This window comes from Lentzea indica (assembly GCF_012184385.1).
In the GTDB taxonomy this organism is placed as follows: domain Bacteria; phylum Actinomycetota; class Actinomycetes; order Mycobacteriales; family Pseudonocardiaceae; genus Lentzea; species Lentzea indica.
Genome location: NZ_VSRL01000003.1, coordinates 17,143 through 39,562, shown reverse-complemented (window position 1 = coordinate 39,562; position 22,420 = coordinate 17,143). Strand labels below are relative to the sequence as shown.

Annotated in this window: 21 protein-coding genes and 1 pseudogene; 9 read left to right on the top strand and 13 right to left on the bottom strand. The window is 67.5% G+C overall.

The genetic code is table 11. The features are described 5' to 3' along the window. Positions 1-48: 48 nt before the first annotated feature. The gene (locus FXN61_RS51380; RefSeq protein ID WP_246290552.1) at positions 49-2,232 is read left to right on the top strand and encodes an NEW3 domain-containing protein; all 2,184 of its coding nucleotides are present in this window, start codon (positions 49-51) and stop codon (positions 2,230-2,232) included. After that, positions 2,229-3,119, top strand: coding sequence for an ROK family protein (locus tag FXN61_RS01470; protein WP_312877486.1), 891 nt, complete (start codon positions 2,229-2,231; stop codon positions 3,117-3,119). Before FXN61_RS51380 ends, FXN61_RS01470 begins: the two co-directional genes overlap by 4 nt. 494 nt (positions 3,120-3,613) lie before the next feature. Here FXN61_RS01470 and FXN61_RS01465 read toward each other — a convergent pair whose 3' ends face one another. Further along, a complete protein-coding gene (locus FXN61_RS01465; RefSeq protein WP_167969471.1) occupies positions 3,614-4,393 on the bottom strand; it encodes a LamB/YcsF family protein in 780 nt (259 codons plus the stop codon). A 97-nt stretch (positions 4,394-4,490) separates the two neighbouring features. Between FXN61_RS01465 and FXN61_RS01460 the strand changes: the two genes are divergently transcribed. From FXN61_RS01460 to FXN61_RS01440, 5 genes and pseudogenes are all read left to right on the top strand, one after another. Beyond that, positions 4,491-5,177: a GntR family transcriptional regulator gene (locus FXN61_RS01460; protein ID WP_312877485.1), complete on the top strand. Its 687-nt coding sequence runs from the start codon at positions 4,491-4,493 to the stop codon at positions 5,175-5,177. 106 nt (positions 5,178-5,283) lie between these two features. Beyond that, the gene (locus FXN61_RS01455) at positions 5,284-5,550 is read left to right on the top strand and encodes a DUF3311 domain-containing protein (protein ID WP_167969470.1); all 267 of its coding nucleotides are present in this window, start codon (positions 5,284-5,286) and stop codon (positions 5,548-5,550) included. After that, positions 5,550-7,184 (top strand): monocarboxylate uptake permease MctP, encoded by a 1,635-nt coding sequence (gene mctP / locus FXN61_RS01450; RefSeq protein ID WP_167969468.1) that lies wholly within the window; start codon positions 5,550-5,552, stop codon positions 7,182-7,184. The genes FXN61_RS01455 and mctP overlap by 1 nt, the downstream gene beginning before the upstream one ends. 71 nt (positions 7,185-7,255) lie before the next feature. Continuing rightward, positions 7,256-8,512: a pyroglutamyl-peptidase I gene (locus FXN61_RS01445; protein WP_312877484.1), complete on the top strand. Its 1,257-nt coding sequence runs from the start codon at positions 7,256-7,258 to the stop codon at positions 8,510-8,512. A 247-nt stretch (positions 8,513-8,759) separates the two neighbouring features. After that, positions 8,760-9,350 (top strand): annotated as a pseudogene (locus FXN61_RS01440) (septum formation family protein); the annotation flags it as partial. 286 nt (positions 9,351-9,636) lie between these two features. Here FXN61_RS01440 and FXN61_RS01435 read toward each other — a convergent pair. The 10 genes from FXN61_RS01435 to FXN61_RS01390 form a co-directional block, all read right to left on the bottom strand. After that, positions 9,637-9,849 carry a hypothetical protein gene (locus FXN61_RS01435; protein WP_167969464.1) on the bottom strand — a complete coding sequence of 71 codons (213 nt, stop codon included), beginning with the start codon at positions 9,847-9,849 and terminating at the stop codon, positions 9,637-9,639. A 74-nt stretch (positions 9,850-9,923) separates the two neighbouring features. After that, positions 9,924-11,735: a phosphoenolpyruvate carboxykinase (GTP) gene (locus FXN61_RS01430; protein ID WP_167969462.1), complete on the bottom strand. Its 1,812-nt coding sequence runs from the start codon at positions 11,733-11,735 to the stop codon at positions 9,924-9,926. Between the two features lie 301 nt (positions 11,736-12,036). Continuing rightward, a complete protein-coding gene (locus FXN61_RS01425; RefSeq protein ID WP_167969460.1) occupies positions 12,037-12,723 on the bottom strand; it encodes a DUF6802 family protein in 687 nt (228 codons plus the stop codon). Between the two features lie 71 nt (positions 12,724-12,794). Further along, a complete protein-coding gene (locus FXN61_RS01420) occupies positions 12,795-13,361 on the bottom strand; it encodes a cupredoxin domain-containing protein (RefSeq protein WP_167969458.1) in 567 nt (188 codons plus the stop codon). Continuing rightward, on the bottom strand, positions 13,361-14,221 hold the full coding sequence (locus FXN61_RS01415; protein WP_312877483.1) for a cupredoxin domain-containing protein: 861 nt from the start codon (positions 14,219-14,221) through the stop codon (positions 13,361-13,363). The genes FXN61_RS01420 and FXN61_RS01415 overlap by 1 nt, the downstream gene beginning before the upstream one ends. Before the next feature lie 20 nt (positions 14,222-14,241). Then, positions 14,242-15,126 (bottom strand): CopD family protein, encoded by an 885-nt coding sequence (locus tag FXN61_RS01410; RefSeq protein ID WP_312877482.1) that lies wholly within the window; start codon positions 15,124-15,126, stop codon positions 14,242-14,244. Next, a complete protein-coding gene (locus tag FXN61_RS01405; RefSeq protein ID WP_167969455.1) occupies positions 15,123-15,710 on the bottom strand; it encodes a hypothetical protein in 588 nt (195 codons plus the stop codon). The genes FXN61_RS01410 and FXN61_RS01405 overlap by 4 nt, the downstream gene beginning before the upstream one ends. Positions 15,711-15,926: 216 nt before the next feature. Next, positions 15,927-17,747 (bottom strand): dynamin family protein, encoded by a 1,821-nt coding sequence (locus FXN61_RS01400; RefSeq protein WP_167969454.1) that lies wholly within the window; start codon positions 17,745-17,747, stop codon positions 15,927-15,929. Continuing rightward, positions 17,744-18,109, bottom strand: a complete 366-nt coding sequence (gene grpE, locus FXN61_RS01395) for a nucleotide exchange factor GrpE (protein WP_167969453.1) — start codon at positions 18,107-18,109, stop codon at positions 17,744-17,746. Before grpE ends, FXN61_RS01400 begins: the two co-directional genes overlap by 4 nt. Then, a complete protein-coding gene (locus tag FXN61_RS01390) occupies positions 18,106-19,611 on the bottom strand; it encodes a dynamin family protein (protein ID WP_167969452.1) in 1,506 nt (501 codons plus the stop codon). Before FXN61_RS01390 ends, grpE begins: the two co-directional genes overlap by 4 nt. 54 nt (positions 19,612-19,665) lie before the next feature. On the opposite strand from FXN61_RS01390, the gene FXN61_RS01385 reads away from it, so the two are divergent. Next, on the top strand, positions 19,666-20,100 hold the full coding sequence (locus tag FXN61_RS01385) for a hypothetical protein (protein WP_167969451.1): 435 nt from the start codon (positions 19,666-19,668) through the stop codon (positions 20,098-20,100). On the opposite strand, the gene FXN61_RS01380 is transcribed toward FXN61_RS01385, so the two are convergent. Further along, positions 20,085-20,453 (bottom strand): GntR family transcriptional regulator, encoded by a 369-nt coding sequence (locus FXN61_RS01380; RefSeq protein WP_312877481.1) that lies wholly within the window; start codon positions 20,451-20,453, stop codon positions 20,085-20,087. The two genes, FXN61_RS01385 and FXN61_RS01380, sit on opposite strands and share 16 nt — an antisense overlap. Next, a complete protein-coding gene (locus FXN61_RS01375; RefSeq protein ID WP_167969449.1) occupies positions 20,450-21,121 on the bottom strand; it encodes a hypothetical protein in 672 nt (223 codons plus the stop codon). The genes FXN61_RS01380 and FXN61_RS01375 overlap by 4 nt, the downstream gene beginning before the upstream one ends. A 138-nt stretch (positions 21,122-21,259) precedes the next feature. Here FXN61_RS01375 and FXN61_RS01370 point away from each other — a divergent pair, with 138 nt between their 5' ends. After that, positions 21,260-22,417, top strand: coding sequence for a sensor histidine kinase (locus FXN61_RS01370; RefSeq protein WP_167969566.1), 1,158 nt, complete (start codon positions 21,260-21,262; stop codon positions 22,415-22,417). Positions 22,418-22,420 lie beyond the last annotated feature (3 nt).

Genomic DNA, 22,420 nt, shown 5'->3' with positions numbered 1-22,420 from the left:
CACCATCGGGGTATTTCGTCCAGTACTGAACGATGGTGCGATCGTTCGGTGATCGCAGCCGAGTCCACCGAGCTCTTCGTCGGGCCTCGGACCGCGCTGCTCCAGGTGGTGCGGGTGAGCTCACCTGCGTTGGCCGGACCGGTGCACGCGCACGTGTCCGGCCCCGGCCTGCACTCGCCACGGCACGGCGGCTCGCTGGTCATGGGCCCGTTCGGCTACGAGATCGCCGTCGACGTCTCCGAGCACTCACCTGGTGCGATGGTCCCGGCCGAGGCCGTGGTGCGATCCGCGTCCGGCGAGGAGAGATGCACGTTCTCGCTGGTCGTAGGCTCGCCGGGGTGGACAGTGCACCTCGTCGGTCACGTGGCCGGCGACGCACCGTTCGAGGCGCTGCGGGCCCACCTGGACCTGGCGCTGACCGATCCCGCCTACCGGTTCGCCGTGACGTCGGTGGAGTTGCTGCAGCCCTACTGGGACACGTTCCCGCAACACCGCTCGCTGCTGTTGCGGCTGATCTCCGAGGGACGGGTCGAGCCCGTCGGCTCCGAGTCCAATGTGGTCGGTGTGTCGCCGTTGCTCTCGTCGCTGCCTCCCGGTTCGCCGTTGGCGGTCTCTTCCTTGGCCGAGGCCGAGCGTTCGGTCTACTCGTCTTTCCTGGAACTGCGGTCTTCGGCCCCCGCACCGCACGTGATGCTGCCCGTCGGCACCGCCCGTTCCGCTCCCAACCCGTGGGTGACCGCGATCCACCACGACTGGAGCACCCGCTACACCTGGCCGCGAGTCGTGTGCTCGCTGCCGCGCGACTACTACGTGCGCGGATCCGTACCAGTGCCTCCCGCCCCTCTCGACGAGTCACCGGCCGCGGTGTTCGCGTCACACGCGGCCCGGCTGACCGGTGCGACCTTCCCCACCGCTGCTCTTGAGCGCGCTGCCGCAGCGCACCCACGCGAAGCGTTCGACCTGCGGTCCGACGTCATCGCACGATCGCTGGCGGCCCTGACGTCCACTGTGGACTCGTCCGTGGTCGCCTGGAACCCGTTGCCCTCACCGTGCACCGACATCGTTTCCGTGCACCTGCCTTCCCCCAGGAACGTGCACGTGGAGTTCGAGGGCGACGCGTTGCCGACGTTGGTCGACGGCTCGACCGTGACCTTCCTGGCCCGAGAAGTGCCGGCGTGCGGGTGGCGGACCTATGCGTTGGTCGAGGACAACGTCGACCACGGCTGGAAGCGCGGCTACGGCACAGAGATCGCCTCCACCCACTACGTCCTGTCATACGACCCGATCGCCTCCCTGGTCGCCGTCGACGGCCCGGCACTGGAGGCTCCTCGCCTGACCGGCCCGGTGACCGTCTGGCACAGCGAGGTGGGCGAGAAGATGGTCGGCTCCTCAACTTTCACGTTGTGGCACGAGGTCGAACACCTCGGCCCATCACCGCTGGTGGGAGTGCTCGGCTCGCGCACACCTCCTGTCGGCACCTTGCCTTCCGTGGCGCCAAAGCTGTCGTTGGCCGGACCACCGCTGGGCCCCGTCTCGCCCACAGTGACCCCGGTGTTCGCCCGTTACTGGCTGCTCGAACCGTCCCCGTTGGGCGGACTCGCCGCGAACGTGCACCTGGAGATGCTCAGCCCGACCCGCGTGCGCGTGGTCGCGGTCTCGGACGGCCCGGAGTTCGAGGGCGTAGTCAGGCTGTCGCTCCCCGACGGCTGGTCGGCCTCCTGGGACTCACTGCCGGTCTCACTACCCGCAGGCGGGTACACGTCAGCCGAGGTGCGGCTCGTGCCGCCACGAACTCCCGGCTGCTACCCGCTGCGCGCCGCTTTGGAGGGCCTGCCCTTCGAGGTCTACGACGTCGTGCTGCTGACCGTGCCGGAATGGGACTTCGAAGACCCCGTCGAGGTCCTGTGGGTGGCGTCCTCACCCTCGGTGGTCTCCGTGCCTCCAGGTGGATCCGCGCCACTGCGCGTGGTCGTGGCCTCCGGCGCACACGGAGACCTGCCTCTCCAAGCCTGGGTACTGTCACCACGCGAAACGTGGGAACTCGTCACCCCGTTCAGCATCGGCGCCAAGCTGCCGGCCCAAGGCCGAACCTCACTCGACTTCACCATCTCAGCCCCCGCCTGGGCCGATCCCGGCTCGTGGTCAGCCGTAGTCCGAGTGGCGGCAGGCGACCTGGTCCGCACCACGCCGGTGATCCGGCTAGAAGTAGCTGGTTACCATGGGTCACCGTGACTGATCTGGTGCTGGCACTGGACTTCGGCGGCACCAAGATCGCCGCCGCCCTGGTGGACCCTTCCGGCTCCGTGGTGCGCTCCTCGCGGGTACCCACACCAGCCTCCGACCCGTGGGACGCCGTCGTCTCAGTCGTGTCGTCGGTGGTCCAGGGCGACCCCGTGTCGGCCGTGGGAATCGCCTCGGCGGGCCCAGTGGACACCATTCGCGGCACCGTCTCACCGATCAACGTGCCCTCGTGGCAAGCCTTTCCCCTGCGCTCCGCAGTATCAGACCTGTTCCCCGGCCTACGAGTCGAGCTAGCAGGCGACGGCGTGTGCATGGCCCTCGGCGAACACCGGCGCGGCGCAGGCCAAGGCAGCAGTTTCATGGTCGGCCTGGTCGTGTCCACCGGCGTAGGCGGCGGCCTGGTACTGGACGGCCGCCCGTTCGGCGGCCGAACCGGCAACGCAGGCCACATCGGCCACATCGTCGTAGAACCCGACGGCGCCCCTTGCACGTGCGGAGGCCGCGGCTGCGCCGAAACCGTCGCAGGCGGCCCACGAATGGTGGCCTGGGCCCGCCGAGCCGGATGGCAGGCCCCAGACGAAGCCGACGCCGCCGTCCTGGCCGCCGCAGCACTGGCCGGGGAGAAGATCCCGCTGGAAGCCTTCGAACGCGCTGGTCAGGCAGTCGGCATGGCCATCGCCGGAGCAGCCGCAGTGTGCGACCTGGAGCTGGCGGTCATCGGAGGCGGAGTGGCGCAAGCCGGTGAACTGCTGTTCGAGCCGGTGCGCCGCACCCTGAAGACCCACGCAGGACTGTCATACCTGGCAGGGCTGGAAGTGCGAGCGGCAGAGCTGGGCGGCGAGGCCGGACTGGTGGGGGCGGCAGCCCTGGTCAGCTAGGCACGCTCCCGCAAGGGTCCCCTTGGATTTCGTGTCCCCCGCGACCCAACGTACTGAGCGGGTCTGACAGTAATGGCGATCTTCAACCGCGAAGGCGGAGCCGAGCCGCTTTTCACACAGCCAGCTGGTGGGGTGGTCCCGTCACGAGTCGTACCGACGCGTCCTGCCGCGCCCGAGGGGTCAGGTCAAGTCGACACGCTTTTCGTCGACTTGACCTGACCCCTCGGGTGTGGCTGCCTCCGTGCGACTCGTGACGGGACCACCCCACGCCAAACGCAACCCACCTACGCAGCCGCACCCCGCCCAACTCAACCGGCGTGCCATCAACGCGCGCGCGGCGCTGGACAGGTCTTTGATCAGATTGGCGGGGTCTGGGGCGGAGCCCCAGAAAGCAGCAGGAACACCAGCACGCAACCCGACCACCTACGGACACGAAACCGGCAGCCGCCAACGAAACAGGGAGACGGCCAACGCAACCCACGCGCCAACCACACTCAACCCGCGTACCGAGTGTGCCGAAGCGGCGACTCAACCCGCCCCACCACAACCCCAGCCCCCTCCAAAGCAGCCCGAACCGCCCGAGCAATCTCCACAGCGTTGGCGGTATCCCCATGCACACAGATGGAGTCAGCAGGAACACGCACCGGCCGCCCAGAAACGCTCCGAACCCACCCCTCGGTAGCAAGCAGCACACACCGAGAAGCAATCTCAGCCGGATCCCGCAACACAGCCCCAGACTGCCCCCGAGGCACCAACGTCCCAGCATCCGTGTAGGCCCGATCCGCAAACGCCTCGTGCCAAACCCGCAACCCAGCCACCGAGGCCCGCTTCAACCACACCGCCCCAGGCGGCCCCAACACAGCAAGGGTCGGATCGAACATCCGAACCGCATCCACCACGGCATCAGCCTGGGCCTCATGCCGAACCAAAGCGTTGTAAAGCGCCCCATGCGGCTTCACATACGACACCCGAGTCCCAGCGGCACGAGCGAACGCGGACAAAGCCCCGAGCTGAGCCAACACCTCGTTCGTCAGGGTGTCCGGAGCAACGTCGATGAACCGCCGCCCGAACCCGGCGAGGTCCCGATACCCCACGTGAGCCCCGACGGCGACGCCCGCGGAAGCAGCGAGAGAACACACCGAGCGCATCGTGTCGGCATCCCCCGCGTGGTACCCGCAGGCAACGTTTGCGCTGGTCACCACCGACAAGAGCGCACGATCATCGCCCAAGGTCCAGTGGCCGAAGCCCTCACCGAGGTCCGCGTTCAGGTCCATGGTCGCCCTCCAACGCACGCAGGCTTTGTAGGATCGTGGGATTGTTGAACGATTCAACGATAGTGCAATGGAACGATCCTGCAAATAGACTTGCGGGGTGACTGAGACGTGGGTGTCGACGCTGGCCCAGGGCAAGGCCGATCTGGAGCGCGCGAGCACCGCGCAAAAGGTCGCGGACATGCTGCGAGAGCGGGTGCTCGACGGCGAGCTCGAACCAGGGCTGCGACTGAGCGAGGAAGCGATCGGCGGGGCGCTGGGCGTCAGCCGCAACACGCTCAGGGAGGCGTTCCGGTTGCTCACCCGTGACCGGATCCTGGTGCACGAGCACAGCCGCGGGGTGTTCGTCCGCAGGCCCACCGGCGACGACGTGCGCGACCTCTACGCCGCGCGCCGAGTGATCGAGTGCGGCGCTCTCCGGCTGTGGAACGACGTCAGCGAGAAGCGGCGGGAAGCCGTTCGCGCGCCGGTCCGGCAGGCCGTGGCGCGGGCGGAGAAGAACGACTTCAGCAAGGCGGGCCCAGCGAACATCCAGTTCCACCGGGGCATCGTCGGGCTCGCCGGCAGCACCCGGCTGAGCGACGAGTCCGACCGCCTCTTCGCCGAGCTCATGCTGGCCTTCCGCGTCGCGCAGGAGATGGACGCGTTCTACCCGACGTACCTGGCGTGGAATCGCAGGATTGTTGAATTGTTGAACGATGGGACGATCGACCAGGCGATCGACCAGCTCCTCGAGTACTTCGACGCCGCCGAGCAGGACGTCGTCAGCCGCCTCGAGACGCATTAGTCCAAAGGGAACGTTAAGCAGAGTGCAACGATTCCGATCACGAGGCTGACGGCACGTCTCATCAGGCCTAACATCCGCGAAACACCGCGTACACGGAGGGGCCACCATGCCGTCGGATCGCAAGACCGGCTTGCGCTGGAGCAACTGGAACCTGCTGCTGCTGGTTCCGCTGCTCATGCTCATCACGCCGTGGTTCAACATCGACGAGCCCCGGCTGTTCGGGCTCCCGTTCTTCTACTGGTACCAGTTCGCGTTCGTGCCGCTCGGCGTCCTGTGCGTCGGCCTGGTCTACGTCAAGACCAAGGACCAGCCCGTGGTCACGGGCAAGCCGGACAAGCTCGGCGTTGACGACCTGGACGAGGGAGCCAACTGATGCAGTGGACCGAGCTGATCGTTTTCAGCGCTCTCTTCCTGCTGGTCACAGTCATGGGATTCGTCGCGGCGAAGTGGCAGAAGGGCGACACCCTCGAGCACCTGGACGAGTGGGGCCTCGGCGGCAGAAAGTTCGGCAGCTGGATCACGTGGTTCCTGGTCGGCGGTGACCTCTACACCGCCTACACGTTCGTCGCGGTGCCGGCACTGATGTTCGGCGCGGGCGCGACCGGGTTCTTCGCGCTGCCGTACACGGTGATCCTCTACCCGATCGTGTTCCTGCCGCTGGTGCGGATGTGGTCGGTCAGCCGCGTGCACGGCTACGTCACGCCCGCCGACTTCGTGAAGGGCCGCTACGGCTCGCACTGGCTGGCGCTGCTGATCGCCATCACCGGCATCTTCGCGACCATGCCGTACATCGCGCTGCAGCTCGTCGGCCTCGAAGCCGTGCTGCGGTCCATGGGCCTCAACGGCAGCGGCATTCTCGGCCACCTGCCGCTGTTCGTCGCGTTCGTGATCCTCGCGGTCTACACGTACCAGTCGGGTCTGCGGGCGCCGGCGCTGATCGCGTTCGTCAAGGACATCCTGATCTACGTCGTCATCCTGGTCGCGATCGTCTACCTGCCGTCGAAGTTCGGCGGCTGGGGCGAGATCTTCAACGACGCGGACGCCAAGTTCAAGGCCACGCCGGCGCCGGGTGACGGCATCCTGCTCAACGCCAACAACCAGCTGCAGTACGCGACGCTGGCGCTCGGCTCCGCGCTCGCCCTCTTCATCTACCCGCACTCGCTGACCGGCATCCTGGCCAGCCGCGGCCGCAACGTCATCAAGCGGAACATGGTGGCGCTGCCGGCGTACTCGCTGGTGCTCGGCCTGCTGGCGCTGCTGGGCTACGTCGCGATCAGCGCGGGCACCAAGCCGATCGTGAACCAGGCGACCGGACGGCCCGACACCAACACGATCGTGCCCGAGCTCTTCGGCGCGAACTTCCCGTCCTGGTTCGCGGGCATCGCGTTCGCGGCCATCGGCATCGGTGCTCTCGTGCCGGCGGCGATCATGTCGATCGCGGCGGCGAACCTGTGGACGCGCAACGTCTACAAGGAGTACCTGAAGAAGAACGCCACGCCGGCGGAGGAGGCCAAGCAGGCCAAGCTCGCCAGCCTGGTCGTCAAGTTCGGCGCGGTCGCGTTCATCGTGTTCATCGACCCGCAGTTCTCGATCGACCTGCAGCTGATCGGCGGCGTGATCATTCTGCAGACGCTGCCCGCCGTCGCGATCGCGCTCTACACCCGCTGGTTCCACGTGTGGGGCCTCGTCGCGGGCTGGTTCGCGGGCATGGCCTACGGCATGTACCTGCTGTACCTCATCCCCAGTGCCGACGGCTCCCGCAAGCACTTCGGCAGTTCCGCGCTGTCGCTGGAGAAGCTGTCGCTCTTCGGCTGGAACCCGTTCGAGGGTGTGAAGATGACGATCTACGTCGGTGTTCCCGCACTGATGATGAACCTGATCGTCGCCGTCGTGGTCACGCTGATCGCCAAGAGGGCCAAGGTCTTCAACGGCACGGACCAGACCGACCCGTCCGACTACCACGTCGACGAGGACAGCCCGCGGGTCAAGCCCGTCGCGACCCACTGAGACGCAGCAGTTAACGGTATGGGCCACCCGTCGGTTTCGACGGGTGGCCCTTTCCGTTGAGGATCAAAGACGTGAAAACCATCGCTGGACTGGTCGGACTGACCGCGATCGCACTCACCCTGAGTCCTGGCATCGCTCAAGCGCAGGACGCGAACTGCTACGACACCACCGTCCCGCTGACCGTCGAAGAACAGCGGCTCGACGACACGCTCGTCGGCGGCGGTCCCGCCGTCGGCCCCGCGCTCGTGAAGCTCGCCGGATTCGACGGCCGCGTCACGGACTTCACCACCAAGCTCTGCCGCCAGGCGGTGCAGAAGCAGGCGCAGCAGTTCGTGCAACGTGAAGGCAACGCGCTGTGGAAGGCCGCTGTCGCCCGCGCGCAGAGCACGACACCGCAGGCGCACGACGCTTACGACGACCGCCCGCTCTACTGGGCGCGCCTGCAGCTCAGCACCGCGCTTCGCCAGTGGAAGCCGCGCTTCTCCCTGTCCGCCCACGAACGCGCGAAGCTGATCCAGCAGTTCGACTGGGCCGCACGGGGTTTGAGCGACTCCGCCTTTCCCACCAGGCCCGGCGTGCGCAGAATCGCGGTGACCGGCTTCGACCCGTTCCAGCTCACCGGAACGAACGTGCGGCGTGCCAACCCTGCGGGTGCGGCGGCGCTGCAGCTCGACGGCCGTGAGATCACCACGCCGAACGGCAAGGTCGTGCTGCAGGCCGCGGTGCTGCCGGTGCTGTGGGGCGGTTTCGACGAGGGCATCGTCGAGCAGTTCTACGGATCCGCGCTGGCGCAGAAGCCCGACGCGTTCGTGACGATCAGCCAGGGCCGGCCTGGACGCTTCGACGTCGAGCGGTGGGCGGCGCGCTGGCGCGGTGGCTTCGCGGACAACAACGACGTCGAGTCGTACGGCAGCGTCCCGGACGCCGCAGGCTGGCCGCAGCCGGCGAACGAGTTCATCGAGACCTCGCTGCCGTTCCAGAAGATGATCGACGCGGGCACCGGCCCGTTCACCGTGGCGTACAACCTGAGCTTCTGCGAGTGGAAGGTCGGCACGCCGGTCGGCAGCCAGCGGGACTGCCGCACTGACAACCCGACGCCGGGCGCTGTCGCGGCCAGCGGTGGCGGCGGTGACTACCTCTCCAACGAGAGCATGTACCGGGCCAATCGCGTGCGAATCGGTTACGGCGCAACGAATGTCCTCGGTGGACACCTGCACACGCCGGTGCTCGGGCAGCCGGCCGATCCGGCCGCGTTGACCGATGCCACGTTCGAAAGTCAGCGTCGGGCCATCGCCGATCAGGTCAAGGCCCTAGTCTCTGTGGTGTGACTCGTGTGCGGCTGGCGGTGGCAATCATCCTGAGCACGTGGGCCCTGTCCGCGTGTGCGATCCATGTCGGAGGGCAGGCGGTCCCTGGACCTCTGCCGTCCACGGCCTCCGCCTCCGCGCCCACACTGCCCAAGACCGGCCAGTGCATGAACGCCTACGAGCTGAAGGTGCTGCAGTGCACCGACTCGCACGAGGCCGAGGTCATGAGCGTGGGTGAGCTCACCGGTCTGCCCTCGACTATCCGGACACGCAGGCGCTCCGCAAAGCCGCGCTCCCGCCGTGCCGCCAGACGCTCACCGACTACCTGGGCAGCGGGGACTCGGACTCGACGCGCCTGCGGGTCTGGGCGTTCTGGCCCAACGAGCAGGGCTGGAAGGACGGTCAGCGCTGGCGGCTGTGCACCGTCGTGGAGATCAGCCCCGACGAAAAGCCGCTGGCGCGCAAGGGTTCCCTGAAGGGAGTCCTCGGCGGCAACGGCTTCACGACGTTCCAGACCTGCACCCAGGGTTCGCCGTCCAAGGACCAGGAGGTCAAGGTCGTCGCGTGCAACACGCCGCACATGGCAGAGGCAGTGCCCGCCGGTGTCGTGTCGCTCGGCAAGTCGACCGACCCCGCTCCGTCCAAAGAGCAGATGAACGCCATCGCGAACGAGAAGTGCACCAAGGCCGTGCACGACTACCTGGGCTCGACCAAGCGCACCGACGTGTTCCCCGCGTGGCGGAACCCCGGTTCCCAGGCCTGGTCAGAGGGGTGGACCAACGCGGTCTGTTACGCCGAGGCCAACAAGGCCTTCAGCGGGACTCTCCTCGGCATCCGAGACAACCCGCTCCCGAACTGAGCCTGCGAGCACGACCATCAGCACGGCGGCCAGGGACAGCACCAGCATCGCGATTCCTGCGATCCCCATGGCACACCTTCCTTTCCGCCTCGGTGACGATCTTTGTGACCGCCATCACATAACTAAGACGTTCCCGGAAGGGTCCAGGTTCATTCCTGGAGCAAGACCATTTTCGGAACCTGTGGAGAAGTCCCCAATGGCTGTCCACAGCTATCCACAACATGTGCACAGAGCCGTCCACACCTGTGGACAACTTCGTCTCAAATGGACGGTGAGCTGCACTGATTCAGAGAAAATTGCTGCACAGGACCACACCTGCCGCAGTGCCGATCGCTAAACCAAGGATGAACACGAGCGTGTAGCGCCACCACGGCGTGCGGGTCGGCGGGGCCGGCGGCACCGGGTAGTAGCGCACGATGCCCGTCGTCGGGCCGACCTCGACATCGCGCTTCGAGCCGTCGTAGTGGAGTCCGCCGAGGAAGTCCTCGTCCTGCGTCACACGACTAGTAGTACCGCAAAAAGATGCCCCAGCGGTCGCCGTTGACCGCTGGGGCACCTAACACCTGAGAAGGATCAGCCCAGGCGCTGCTTCAGGGCCGCCAGCTCGTCGCGGAGCGTGGTCGGGACCTTCTCGCCGATCTTCGCGAACCACTCCTCGACCAGCGGGATCTCGGCACGCCACTCGTCGGCGTTCACCTCGAGCGCGGCCTCGATGTCCTCGATCGGCGTGTCCAGGCCCTCGAGGTCGAGGTCCTCAGCGGTCGGCACGTAACCGATGGGGGTTTCGGTGGCGGCGGACTTGCCCTCGATGCGCTCGATGGCCCACTTCAGCACACGCGAGTTCTCGCCGAACCCAGGCCACAGGAAGCGCTTGTCGTCGCCGCGGCGGAACCAGTTGACGTAGAAGATCTTCGGCAGCTTGTCGGCGTTGGCGCGCTTGCCGAGGTCGACCCAGTGCTGGAGGTAGTCACCGGCGTTGTAGCCGATGAACGGCAGCATCGCCATCGGGTCGCGACGGACGACGCCGGTCTTGCCGACCGCGGCGGCCGTGGTCTCCGAGGACAGCGTGGCGCCCATGTAGGTGCCGTGCTGCCAGTCGCGCGACTCGGTGACCAGCGGGATCGTCGTGGCGCGGCGGCCACCGAAGAAGATCGCCGAGATCGGCACGCCGTTGGGGTCGTCCCACTCCGGTGCCTTGATGTCGCACTGCTCGATCGGCGTGCAGTAGCGCGAGTTCGGGTGCGACGAAAGCTCAACGCTCTCCGGCGTCCAGTCCTGGTGCTTCCACGAGGTCAGGTGGGCCGGGGGCTCGCCCATGCCCTCCCACCAGATGTCGCCGTCGTCGGTCAGCGCGACGTTGGTGAACAGCGAGTTGCCCTTGGCGATGGTGCGCATCGCGTTCGGGTTGGTGTGGTAGTCCGTGCCGGGCGCGACGCCGAAGAAGCCGTTCTCCGGGTTCACCGCGTACAGGCGGCCGTCCTCACCGAAGCGCATCCACGCGATGTCGTCGCCGAGCGTCTCGACCTTCCAGCCGGGGATGGTCGGCTCGAGCATCGCGAGGTTGGTCTTGCCGCAGGCCGACGGGAACGCGGCGGCGATGTAGTACGCCTTGTTCTCCGGCGAGGTGAGCTTGAGAATCAGCATGTGCTCGGCGAGCCAGCCCTCGTCGCGCGCCATCACCGAGGCGATGCGCAGCGAGTAGCACTTCTTGCCGAGCAGGGCGTTGCCGCCGTAGCCGGAGCCGAAGCTCCAGATCTCGCGGGTCTCCGGGAAGTGCGAGATGTACTTCGTGTCGTTGCACGGCCACGAGACGTCCTGCTGGCCGGTCTCGAGCGGCGCGCCGAGCGAGTGCAGCGCCGGCACGAAGTCGGCGTCCTCACCGAAGAGCGCGAGGGCCTTGGTGCCCATGCGGGTCATGATGTGCATCGAGACGACGACGTACTCCGAGTCGGTGATCTCCACACCGAGCATCGGCTTCTCCGCGTCGAGCGGGCCCATGCAGAACGGGATCACGTACATCGTGCGGCCACGCATGCAGCCCCGGTAGAGCTCGGTCATGATGGCCTTCATCTCTGAAGGGTCCATCCAGTTGTTCGTCGGGCCCGAGTCCTCCTCGCGCACCGAACAGATGTAGGTCCGCTCTTCCACGCGAGCGACGTCGCTCGGGTCAGAGGCCGCCCAGAAGGAGTTCTGCTTCTTCTTCAGCGGCACGAAGGTGCCGGCGTCGACGAGCTTCTTCGTGAGACGGTCCCATTCGCCCTGGGACCCGTCGGCCCAAACAACCTCATCGGGGCAGGTCAGCTCAGCGACTTCCTGAACCCATGCGAGCAAACGCGCGTGGTTGGTGGGTGCCTGTTCGAGACCGGGAATGGTCACTGCCGTCATCTCGTCTCGTCTCCTGACTGAACGCCTCGGCTGCCCGAGGACGTGGCTGGGTCCGGTTGGGGACTTCGTCGTCCTCGGGAATAGCTCCAGACGCCCGGTGGGGCCGGGCGTGCGTGGAAGGGGATGGACCGAGGTTAGCCCGGTGAATGGCAGGTAACGCACCCCCAGCCTGTCGCTTCTCTCACAAAACCGATTCTGGAATCGATTCAGCACTCGGACGGCGTTAAGGCGCGCTTGAGGTGTGAAAAACACAAGAGGCCCCGGTGCGGTTCTCACCACACCGGGGCCTGTGACCTGCGCTTCAGTTCGGGCTGATCCACTGCCCGGTGGTGGAATCGATTCGGACGACGCCGTCGAACCGTTCTTCCTCGAACCAGTCGTCCGACTCGTCCAAAATGCCGCTCTTCGAGTCGGTCACGTACCGGCCGTCGGACTCGATGTGCCCGTGCTCGACCTCGACCCAGTCGTCACCACGGTGTTCCGACATCGTGACCTCGCCGGATCGTGTGATCTCGGTCGCCACGTCGGCCCGTCCGTCGCCGTTCTTGTCGGTGAACAGCCAGGTGTCTCCGTCGTCGTCACGGACGACCGCGGTGTCGGCCTTGCCGTCTCCGTCGGTGTCCTCTGTCGCCTGCCCGACGTTTCGATCGCCTTCGTCGGTGTCCACGACAATCGCCTGCTTGGGCGAGGAATTCGTCTTTTCTTGCTGAGTGTCGTTCGGGTCGACGGCAACCCACTCGCCGGAATTCTCCTCGAACCGGGCCTGGCTCAGGAGATTGCCGTCCTTGTCGAACGTGGTCATCAGATCGGCGTCGCCATCACCGTTCGTGTCGGTGAACGCCAGGTGGCCACCATCGTCCGTCTCGACCACGGCGGAGTCGTTCACGCCGTCCTCGTCGAGGTCGAAGGTGACGTCGGCGGTGTACTCCTCATCCTCGACGGTGACCTTCAGCTCGGTGTCGGCCGCACCGTTCTCGTCGATGTACACCGGGACACACCTCCTGCGCTCTTGCGTACCGGTATGACCCACGTTATGCCGGTTCGGTTCCGTCGCCAAGGTCACGCCCCGTCTGGACGAGATCCGATCAGCAGCAGACCCAGCGTGGTCACGGCCGCCACGAGGCCGGCGAGCAACAGCATCGGGGGCAGGGTCGGTGACGGTTGCACCGGCGTGACCACGGCGGCAACGGCGCTGGTGGAGGTGGCAGCAGCCGAGGTCGTCGTCGCCGCCTCTTCGGTCGCGGCCGTCGTGGGCGTCGCGGGCGCGGCCGGTGGAACGACCGGCTGCTGGGTGGTCGGCGCCGCCAGCACGGTGATCCGGGCCCGCATGTCGGGGTGGACGGAGCAGATGTAGTCGAAGGTGCCCGGCTGGGTGAACGTGTAGCTCCACGACTGCCCGGTCTCGAGCATGGGTGAGCGGAAGGTGCCCGCCACGACGTCGTGCGGGGCCTGGTCCTGGTTGGTCCAGGTGACCACGTCACCGACGCGCACGGTCATGGACGCCGGCTGGTAGGCGAACTGGGAGATCGGGATCTGGTGCGGCTCTGCGCTGGCGACCGGCGCCGTGCTGAGCATCGTCAGCACGGCGAACGCGGCCAGGACAGCGCTGGCCAGGCCGCGCCGCATTAGCAGATCGCCTGGTTGAGCGCGGGGTCTAGCATCTTCTCGATCAGCACGGTGTGCGCCTTGATGTAGTTGTCGAACGCCAACGCGTCGTTCACCTGCTGCAGCGGCGAGGTCTCGAGGTGCGCCGCCTTCACATGGGCGATGAACGGAGCGAGGACGTCCTGCGGCACCGAACTGTTGAGCGCCGGGTCCAGCATCTTCTCGATCAGCACGGTGTGCGCCTTGATGTAGTTGTCGAAGTCCACCGCGTCGTTCACCTGCTGGAGGGGCGAAGTCTCCAGGTGCGCCGCCTTCAGGTGGGCGACGAACGGCTCGAGCGACTCCTTCGGCACGCACTCACCGCTGCTCGGCGGCGTCGTGGTCGTCGGGCTCGGGTGGGTCGTGGGATGGCCCGTCGGCTTCGTGGTGGTGGTCGGCGGTGTCGTCGTGGTGGGCGGCGTTGTCGTGGTGGTGGGGCTGCCGCCGGACACGGTGACCGACGCCGTCATGTTCGGGTGGACCGAGCAGTAGTAGCTGTACTTGCCCGGCTTGCTGAACGTGAAGCTGTAGGACTGGCCCTGGCTCAGCGTGGGCGAGGTGAACTTCTCCGGCCCGTCGGTGACCACCACGTTGTGCGGCGCCGAGTCGTGGTTCGTCCACACGACCGTGTCACCGACGTTGACCGTGAGTGCGGCGGGCGAGTACGCGAAGTCCATGATGTCGACCTGGATCGGCGCGGCCGCCTGGACCTGTTGCTGCTGCGCGGCCAGGTCGACAGCGGTCGGCGCGGCCGACCCCGTGCTCACGAGGTTGAGGCACAGCGCGGTACCCGCGATGCCGAACGCCGCGAGCAGCACGGCGAAACGTGTTGGTTTGTCCACTGTGGATCCTTTCGGGTGCATCAGCGACCAGGACTGGTCGTGACGAGCAGGGCGGCCACACCGAGCACGACGACGGCGAAGACCGTCTCGACGGTGACCGAGAGGGCGAGCGTCCTGGTGTTCGCGGCGACCTTCATGCGCCGGTCCACCCAGGTCTTGCTCGCGAGGCCGGCGGCGAGCATGAGCGCGAACACCGAGAGCTTGATCAGCAGGATCCGGCCGTACCCGCTGCCGAACAGCGCGTCGACCGAACCGACGAGCCGCCAGGCGAGCAGCGAGCCCGCGGCGGTGAGCGTCGCGACGGAGATCAGGGCGAGCTTCGAGTAACGGGGCAGGACGTGGACGAGCACATCGCGATCTCGCGTGGGCAGCACCGCGATCAGCAACACCGCGAGGCCGCCGATCCACACGCAGACCACCAGCAGGTGCACGAACACGACGGCCTGACCCCAGCCGGGCAGGTCCAGCGCGTGGCCGGTCATCCCGTTCGTGCGCAGGATTCCCAGTCCGACCGCGCCCGCACCGACACGCCACGCGAGTGACCGTGCCGCCGTCGCACCGCGTCGGGACAGGTCGATCAGCACGACGAGCGCCAGCACCCAGAGCAACGTCCGCGCCACCCAGACCCGGCCGAACGCGCTGTCCAGCACCGGTGCCAAGACTGCGGGATCGAACGCGGCCGACGGCGGCTTGCCCGCTATCCACGCCGCTTCGAGGCAGAGGCCCGCGGCCGAACCGGCGAGCCCGCACAGCCAGCCGAGCACCAGCAACCGCCGCAGTCTGGAGGTGCCGGCTCCGTCCGGCCACAGCATCGCCACGAACGCCATGCCACCGAGGAAGACGGTCGTGCCCAGGTAGTCGAACGACCGGGCCAGCAGGTACAGGGTCTTCGCTTCCTCGCTCACGGCGTGTCCAGCAGGCCGGTGACCTTGCCGCTCTTCTCGTCCACCAGGAGCTTGCAGCCGCCCGGCAGTTCGGCGGGCAGGTCAGCGGGCGGCTTCGGCGCCGCACCCAGCAGGCCGAGCAACGGCGACAGGTCCAATTTGGACAGTTCGTCGATCGGGGCGCTGCCGTCGATCAGCTCGGACACGACCGGTAGTTCGTCCACCAGGACGCCGAGCTGCTTGAGCAGTGCCTTCACCACGTCCGGGTCGCACGGCTCGTTCGGCGGAGTCGTGGGCGCGGTCGACGGCGGCTTCGTCGGCGGCGTCGTGCGCGGCGGCACGGTCTGATGGGGATGCGTCGGTGCGGGGACGTGCGGCAACGGCGGGTGCGCCACCTGGACGGGGTTGTTGTGCCCCACCGGATGCGGAACGGGGTTCGCCTGCGGGTGGTGTGCCTCCTGCTGCGTGGGCTTCGTCGCGTTGGGCGTCTGGGTGGAGCCACCCTGCGCCACCGGCACACGTCCGAGGCCCGACGCGAACCCGAGCACCACCACCACGGTGCCCACCAGGGTTGCCGCGACCACCTGGTCTCGCTGCAGCTTCATATTCGTGAGCAAAGCAGTGGCTAATTAACCCCCATACCCAATCAATGAAGCGTTCGTGAACTAACCCGACAATCAAATGCGCGACATCGGTGCACCTTTGGACACATGCATTTAAGTTGCGTCGACAACGGTGCCCTGAACAGGCAAAATGAGCAATGCTCGATTAATTTCAGTCGGGTGTCGTAACCTATCGGCGCAACGGTCGTTGTTGCACTTTCACGCGCGGTCCCGAACCGATCGTATACGGCCGAGCAGCTCTTCTGCCTTCGCTCGGCCCGACTCCACCTCGGCGAGCTGCCGGGTCACGGACTGCAGTTCGCGGCCGCGTTCGCCGGCCTCCATCCGCAGTGCCCTGTCGACCTCGCGCAGCTCCGCCTCGATGGCCTCGATGCGCTTGGCCAGCGCTTCGTCGAGCGCCAGCGACAGTGCCTGCTCCGCCTCGATCAGCTGCTCGGCAGCGAGCTGGTCCACTGTGGAGCGCGCATCGGCGATGGCGTCGGAGAGCCATTGCTTGACGTGCTGCTTTTCTGCGGTGTGGGTGCGGGTTCTGGCCATCCACCAGCCCGCGCCGAGGCCGAGAGCGATGGTCACCGGCAGGACGATCGGGTTCAAGACCGCGATGCCGAGCCCGGCCAGGGGCATGACGGCCAGCTTGCCTGCGCCCAGGCCTCCGGACACGCCCATGAACACGAGGAGCTTGTCCTCAGCTGTCGGTGGGCGCTTTTCCTTGGGACGCAACACGACAGGGGGCTGCTCGCCGCGCGCGAACTGACCGCGGATCAAGGTCAGTTCCTCTGAGGAGAACAACGTGGCGAGGACGGCGTCGGCGACCTGGGAGAGGCGCACCGACAACGCCGTGGAGATGCGGCCGGACACGACCTGCAAAGCCGTGTCCACCTGCTGCGGCAACTGAGCCAGGGCTGCGCGGTCGGCGGCGTCGATGGCCTGGCGGTACCAGGTCTGGAGGTCGCGCATCTGACGGGAGATCTCGTGCGAGTTCTCCACGCGGGCGCGCTGGATCTCGCCGCGCAGGCGGACCTGCCAGCCTCGGGTGGACGAGCGGCGTTCGGTTTGCAGCTCTTCGCGGCGGGCGCGCAGGACAGCGGCCTCGTCCTCGCCCACGGACAGAGCGCGCTTCTCGTGCTCAAGGCGAATCAACAGCTCGTCGAGGACGGTGGACAAAGCGCGCAGGGCGTTGGCCTCGGCCAGCATTCCGGCACGGCCCGCGACGAGTTCCTGCAGAGAGGTTTGCAGCGCTGCCACGCCGGAACGTTCCCGGAGCATCGCGGCCGCGTCCGGGTTCGGAGCCTGGCCCGCCATGTCGAACATGCGGGACGACACCGGGTAGAACGTGGCGTCGGCAAAGCGCGGGGCGTGTTCGGCCAAAAGCGCTCGATCGGCGTCCAGGACCTGCCGCCAGCCGCGGTACTGGTCGGTCTTCGTCAAGGCGAAGACGACGGTTTCGACGCGGTCGCCGACACGCTTGAGGAAGTCCAGCTCGCCGCGCGTGAACGGCGCGGAGGCGTCGACGACGAAGACCAGTGCGGTGGCCGAGGTGACGGCTTCGAGAGCCAGTTCGCCGTGCACCGACTCGAGACCGCCGACACCCGGAGTGTCCACAACGGACATTCGTTCCAGCAACGGGATCGGGGCGTCGACCTCGACGTAGCGCGGGGGCAGCTCACCCTCCGGCAGATCGTGGGCCGCGGAGACCCAGTTGATCAGCGCGGGCAGCGGGAAGCTGACGGGCGCGAGCAGGCCGGGGTAGCAGGCGCGGGCCGCCCAGGACGGACCGTGCTGGAAGACGAGGTACGTCGAGGTGGCGACGTCGGCGTCGACCGGTGACAGGCCTGGGGTCGCCAGCAGAGCGTTGACCAGAGAGGACTTGCCGCGGTTCGTCTCGCCGACGATCACCACGGACGAGACCTCCGGCGCAGAGCGCCTGGCGACCCAGTCGGCCATGGACGGGTCGAGCTCGCGCACGAGAGAGGTGAGACGCTCGCGCGTCTGGCGGACGGTCTGGGAGAGGTTGCTCATCGGGCCGTGTAGACCGTCACGATAGGAGCGCGCAGGAGACGTCCGCGGTCGCAGAAACCCGGCACCTCGGTCTCGGCGACCAGGCCCTGCAACGACAGGTCGTCCGTCGGCACGGTGCCGCCTGCCTCGTGCACGGAGGGGTCGAAGCGCTCACCGTCGGCTCGCATCGCCACGACTCCTATGGACGACAGTCCTTCTTCGATGCGCTCGACGACGCCGGCACTGGCGCGGTCCAGCGCGTACAGGCACAGCTCGACCAGCGCGCGGCGTTCGGCCAACGCCTGGTCGAGGAGCTCGTCGGCAATGGTCTCCACACCATCGTCCGACGCCACGTCGGTCGGATCGGTTCCGTTCACGCTCATCGGTGCCCCCCAGCACGTAGTTGCTGCCAGATGAGGAAATACGCCCGATGGACGACGTGCGCCACCCGAGCCTGGGCCGGCGTCGCGCCGAACGACGCGAACGAACGCCACCAACCGGCGCGTTCCAGCGCATGGGCGACCAGCTCAGAGGCAGGACGGCCGGTCAGACCCAGCTGAGCCGGGATGTCCGGGGTGCTGCCGACGCGCAGCACCTCCTCCGTCAGGTCCGGTGCCAGCGTGACCGCGCCGGACGAGACCAGCGTCAGCGCCTCCAGGAGCCGCAGCTGGTGCGCCTCCGGTCTGGCCAGCAGAACCTCGATCGCGTCGTGCACGCGCTGCCGTTCGCCGGGGTCGCCCGCGGCCAGCGAGGTGACCGAGGCCAGCGCGGCCGCCGCTTTGATGCCGTCGGCCCGCGCACGGAACACCGCGTCCAGCCGGCCTCGGACCGCGGCGAACCCGGAAGCGTCGAACAGCACCCGCCGCAGCGCCCCTGCCGTGATCGCGGGCTCCGCGTCGACGGCGGCCAAGGCACGGCCGATGCCGTAGAGGTCGAGCTTCTCCAGCAACCGGGATCGGACGCCGGCCGGAACGTCGCAGTCCCACGAGGTGAAGAGGTCACCGGACATCAGCATCATCGTGCGGGTGTCCGCGTCCAGGGCCGCGAGCTGCCGCAACGCCTCCGCGTCCGCCGACGTGAACTCGCCGGTCTCCGCGGACTCGGCGAGCAGGCTGATCACCGGCAGCACGTCGGCGACCCGCGGTTTGAGCAGTTCGGCCTGCTTCGACGCCAGGATCTCGGCGGCACGCCAGACGTCACCGTCCGAGCCTTCAACGGTTTCCGGCGCGACGGCGTCCACCTTGTTCAGCGCGGCGATGGCGTTGACCGGCCCGGCTTCCCTGGACGCGGTCGCGGCGGTGAAGGCCGCGAGAGTTGAGTGGTCGTCCGCGCGCACGCCCTGCGTCACGACGTAGAGCACGGCCTCAGCACCAGCGACGGCGTTGCGCGACACGGGATCGAGCAGTTCCTCGGTGCGCGCGACCGAAGCCGCGTCCAGCGAACCGAGCCCGGGCGTGTCGATGACGGTGAAGTCGCGCAGCACCGCGTTCGTCAGGTATGCCTCGATGTGCGAAACGCCATCCACGCCAAGAGAAGCGGGAATCATGCCGTTCGGGTCGAACGGCAGCACCTGCCGTCGTCCGTCCCGCAGCACGACTTCGATGCGGTCTACGGTTCCGTATTGATAGCGCGTGACGAGTCGCGTGCACTCGCCGACGTCGGTGGGCGCGACCCGGCGGCCGATCAACGCGTTGACCAGCGTCGACTTCCCGGACTTGATCCGGCCGGCCACCGCGACCTGCAGCGGTGCATGCAGACGTCGCAGCACTTCCTGGAATCCGGCGGCGGTCTGCTGAGAGACCTGCGGCTGCAGGGCAACGCACAAGTTGGCCACCGCCGCGCAGAGCGGACCGGCCAGTTGTTGTTGTCCTTGCAACGCCGTCACGGGCACTGATCGTGCCACGGTTTGTGGGCGTGCGTGCGCGGGTAGCCACAGCCCATGGAAGACAGCTACGTGACGTTCCTGGTGCTGGGGATCGTCCTGGTCGTCGTCGACGGCCAGCTGATCTACCACAGCGGCAAGGGATACCTGAGGCGCGCGTACGACGACGAACAGGCCGCGGCCATGATGAGGCTGACGGCCGTCCTGTTCCATCTCGTCGTGCTCGGACTGCTGGCACTGGTGTCGATCATCGAGGTCCAGACCGGCGACCCGGTGAAGAACGTGGTCGTGAAGCTGGGTGTGGTGCTGTTGCTGCTGGCGCTGGCTCACGGCGTCACGATGGCGATCCTGGCCAGGATTCGGGATCGCCAGCTCCAGGAGCAGCTCGCGGACCAGATGGCCGAAGAACACCGCATCTACGAGGAACGCCACGGGCACATCGGCGAACCGCGACCCGCACCGAAGATCGAGTCGCCTTACTCACCCACGTAGTGGGACCGCACGGCGTTCAGTGCCTCCCCCTCACTGGCGCCGAGCGACCGAGCGACGGCGACGAACTCCGCCGCGGCGGCGGAGAGCGGGTCCGGTGAATGCGAAGGCAGGGCAGCCACCACGGTGCCCTGCCTTCGTCCTGTCGTGAGGACGCCCTCGATCTCCAGCTCCCGGTACGCCCGCGCGACGGTTCCCGCGGCAAGCCCGAGGTCGGCGGCGAGCTGGCGGATGGTCGGCAACCGCGACCCGACCGGCAGGACACCACCGCTGATCAGCAGGATCAGCTGATCGCGGACCTGACGCCAGGGAGCGACGCCGTTGCCGACGTCGACGACGATCCGGGGAGCAGTCACCAGAAGATCTTCTTGGAGACCACGTTCGTGTTGGCCATCAGGACCCATGCCGCCACTCCGACGATGGCGAAGACGCCACCGACAAGCGCACCGACCACAGCCGCACCGAGCCCCGCCGACACGTGCACGCTGCGGGTGCGGAGTGCCCGATCGACCGCCTCGTCACCGTCGGCGGGCCGCGCGACGGCCGCCCAGGTGACGGCCGCGACCGCGCCGACGGAGACCACGAGCGCGGGCACCTGACCCACCCGGAGGTCGACGAGGAGCAGGACCAGGCCGATCCCCACGATCGCCGCGTACGCGATCAACACGTACTGCGAGGCGATGTCGAACAGACCGCGCGGCGTGAGCGACGCCACCCGGCGCTGCCCTTCGCGGGCAGGCCGCAACGCCAGCAGCTCGGCGAGCAGCGTCCCTCCGAGCACGATCGCCGCGAGCGAACCGGTGCCGCGGCCACTGCCGAGCGGCACGAGCGTCAGCCCGACGAAGAGCCACGGGTAGAGCAACCGCCGCCGCTTCAGGTAGCGGATCGCGTCGTCGATCTGTGCCGGCGTGGGGTCGTGCACCTTCCAGCTCTTGAGCAGCCGCTTGCCGGTCGACCGGGTCGGCCACAGCAGGACCAGCAGCACCAGTCCCACACCAGCGGCCCACAACATGTCGTACAGCATGCGCACCCCCTCCAGCTTTGTATCAACCCCTCGACACAATAACTCACACTGAAGTCGTACGCAGCGTCATTCCGTGGCGCGACGCGCGGAAGTTCGATCCGCACCTAACCTTGTCCAGTGCGGAGGTTCAGCCTGTGGATGAAGGCTCACCCGGCGTTCGGGGACTCCCTGATCGCCGGGCTTTTGCTGATCTTCGACATGGGCGTCGCGGTCAGCGCGATCGACCGTGGTGTGTCGTTCTCCGCGTATCTCGCCGTGACGTTGCTGATGCTGGGCCCGCTGCCGTTCCGGCGATATCACCCGCTAGGCACCAGCTACCTGATCCTCGCGGGCGCCTTCCTGCAACTCTTCACTCACGGCGGCGAGAGCGGCATCCCGGTCCGCATGTCCGACTTCGCATTGGCCATCGCGCTGTACACGCTCGTCGCGTACATCGGCCGCAGGTCGGGCCTGATCTACTCGGCCTGGCTGCTGGCGGGCACACTGCTCTGGGCGATCTTCCAGGTCGGCGACATCCAGGCCGTGTTCCTCGTGTTCATGGTCTTCGTGATCTTCGGCTTCAGCTGGGCGATGGGCGAGTTCATCGGCGCCCGCCGCGCCTACCAAAGCGAACTGGAACAACGCCTAGCGCTGCTCGAAACCGAACGCGACCAGCAAGCCAAGATCGCAGTGGGCGAGGAACGCTCCCGAATCGCCCGCGAACTGCACGACGTGGTCGCGCACGCGGTGAGCGTGATGATCGTCCACGCCGACGGCGCCGCCTACACGATCAGGACTCAGCCAGAAGTCGCCGAGAACGCCGTCCGCACCATCGCCGAAACCGGCCGCCTGGCCCTGACCGAGATGCGACGCCTGCTGGGCGTGCTCCGCAGCGAAGACACCGAAACACAATGGGCCCCCCAACCAGACGCACGCGGCGTGGTCGAACTGGCCGAAAACACCCGCGCGGCAGGCGTCCCGGTACGCCTGGAGATCACCGGCGACGTGGACGACCTCCCAGCCGGCGTGGGCCTGAGCATCTACCGAATCGTGCAGGAAGCACTCACGAACACCATCAAACACGCCGGAGCAGGCACAACCGCGCTAGTGCGCCTGGCCCGCACGCCAGAAGAACTACGACTGGAAATCATCGACAACGGCTTCGGCACCCCCCACGACGTGGTCAAGGTGTCCGGCGGCAACGGCCTGATCGGCATGAGGGAAAGGACCGCAGTGCTGGGCGGAGAGTTCGAAGCAGGCCCCAACCCCGGCGGAGGCTGGCGCGTGCGCGCGATCTTCCCTCTGGCCATAGGGTGATCG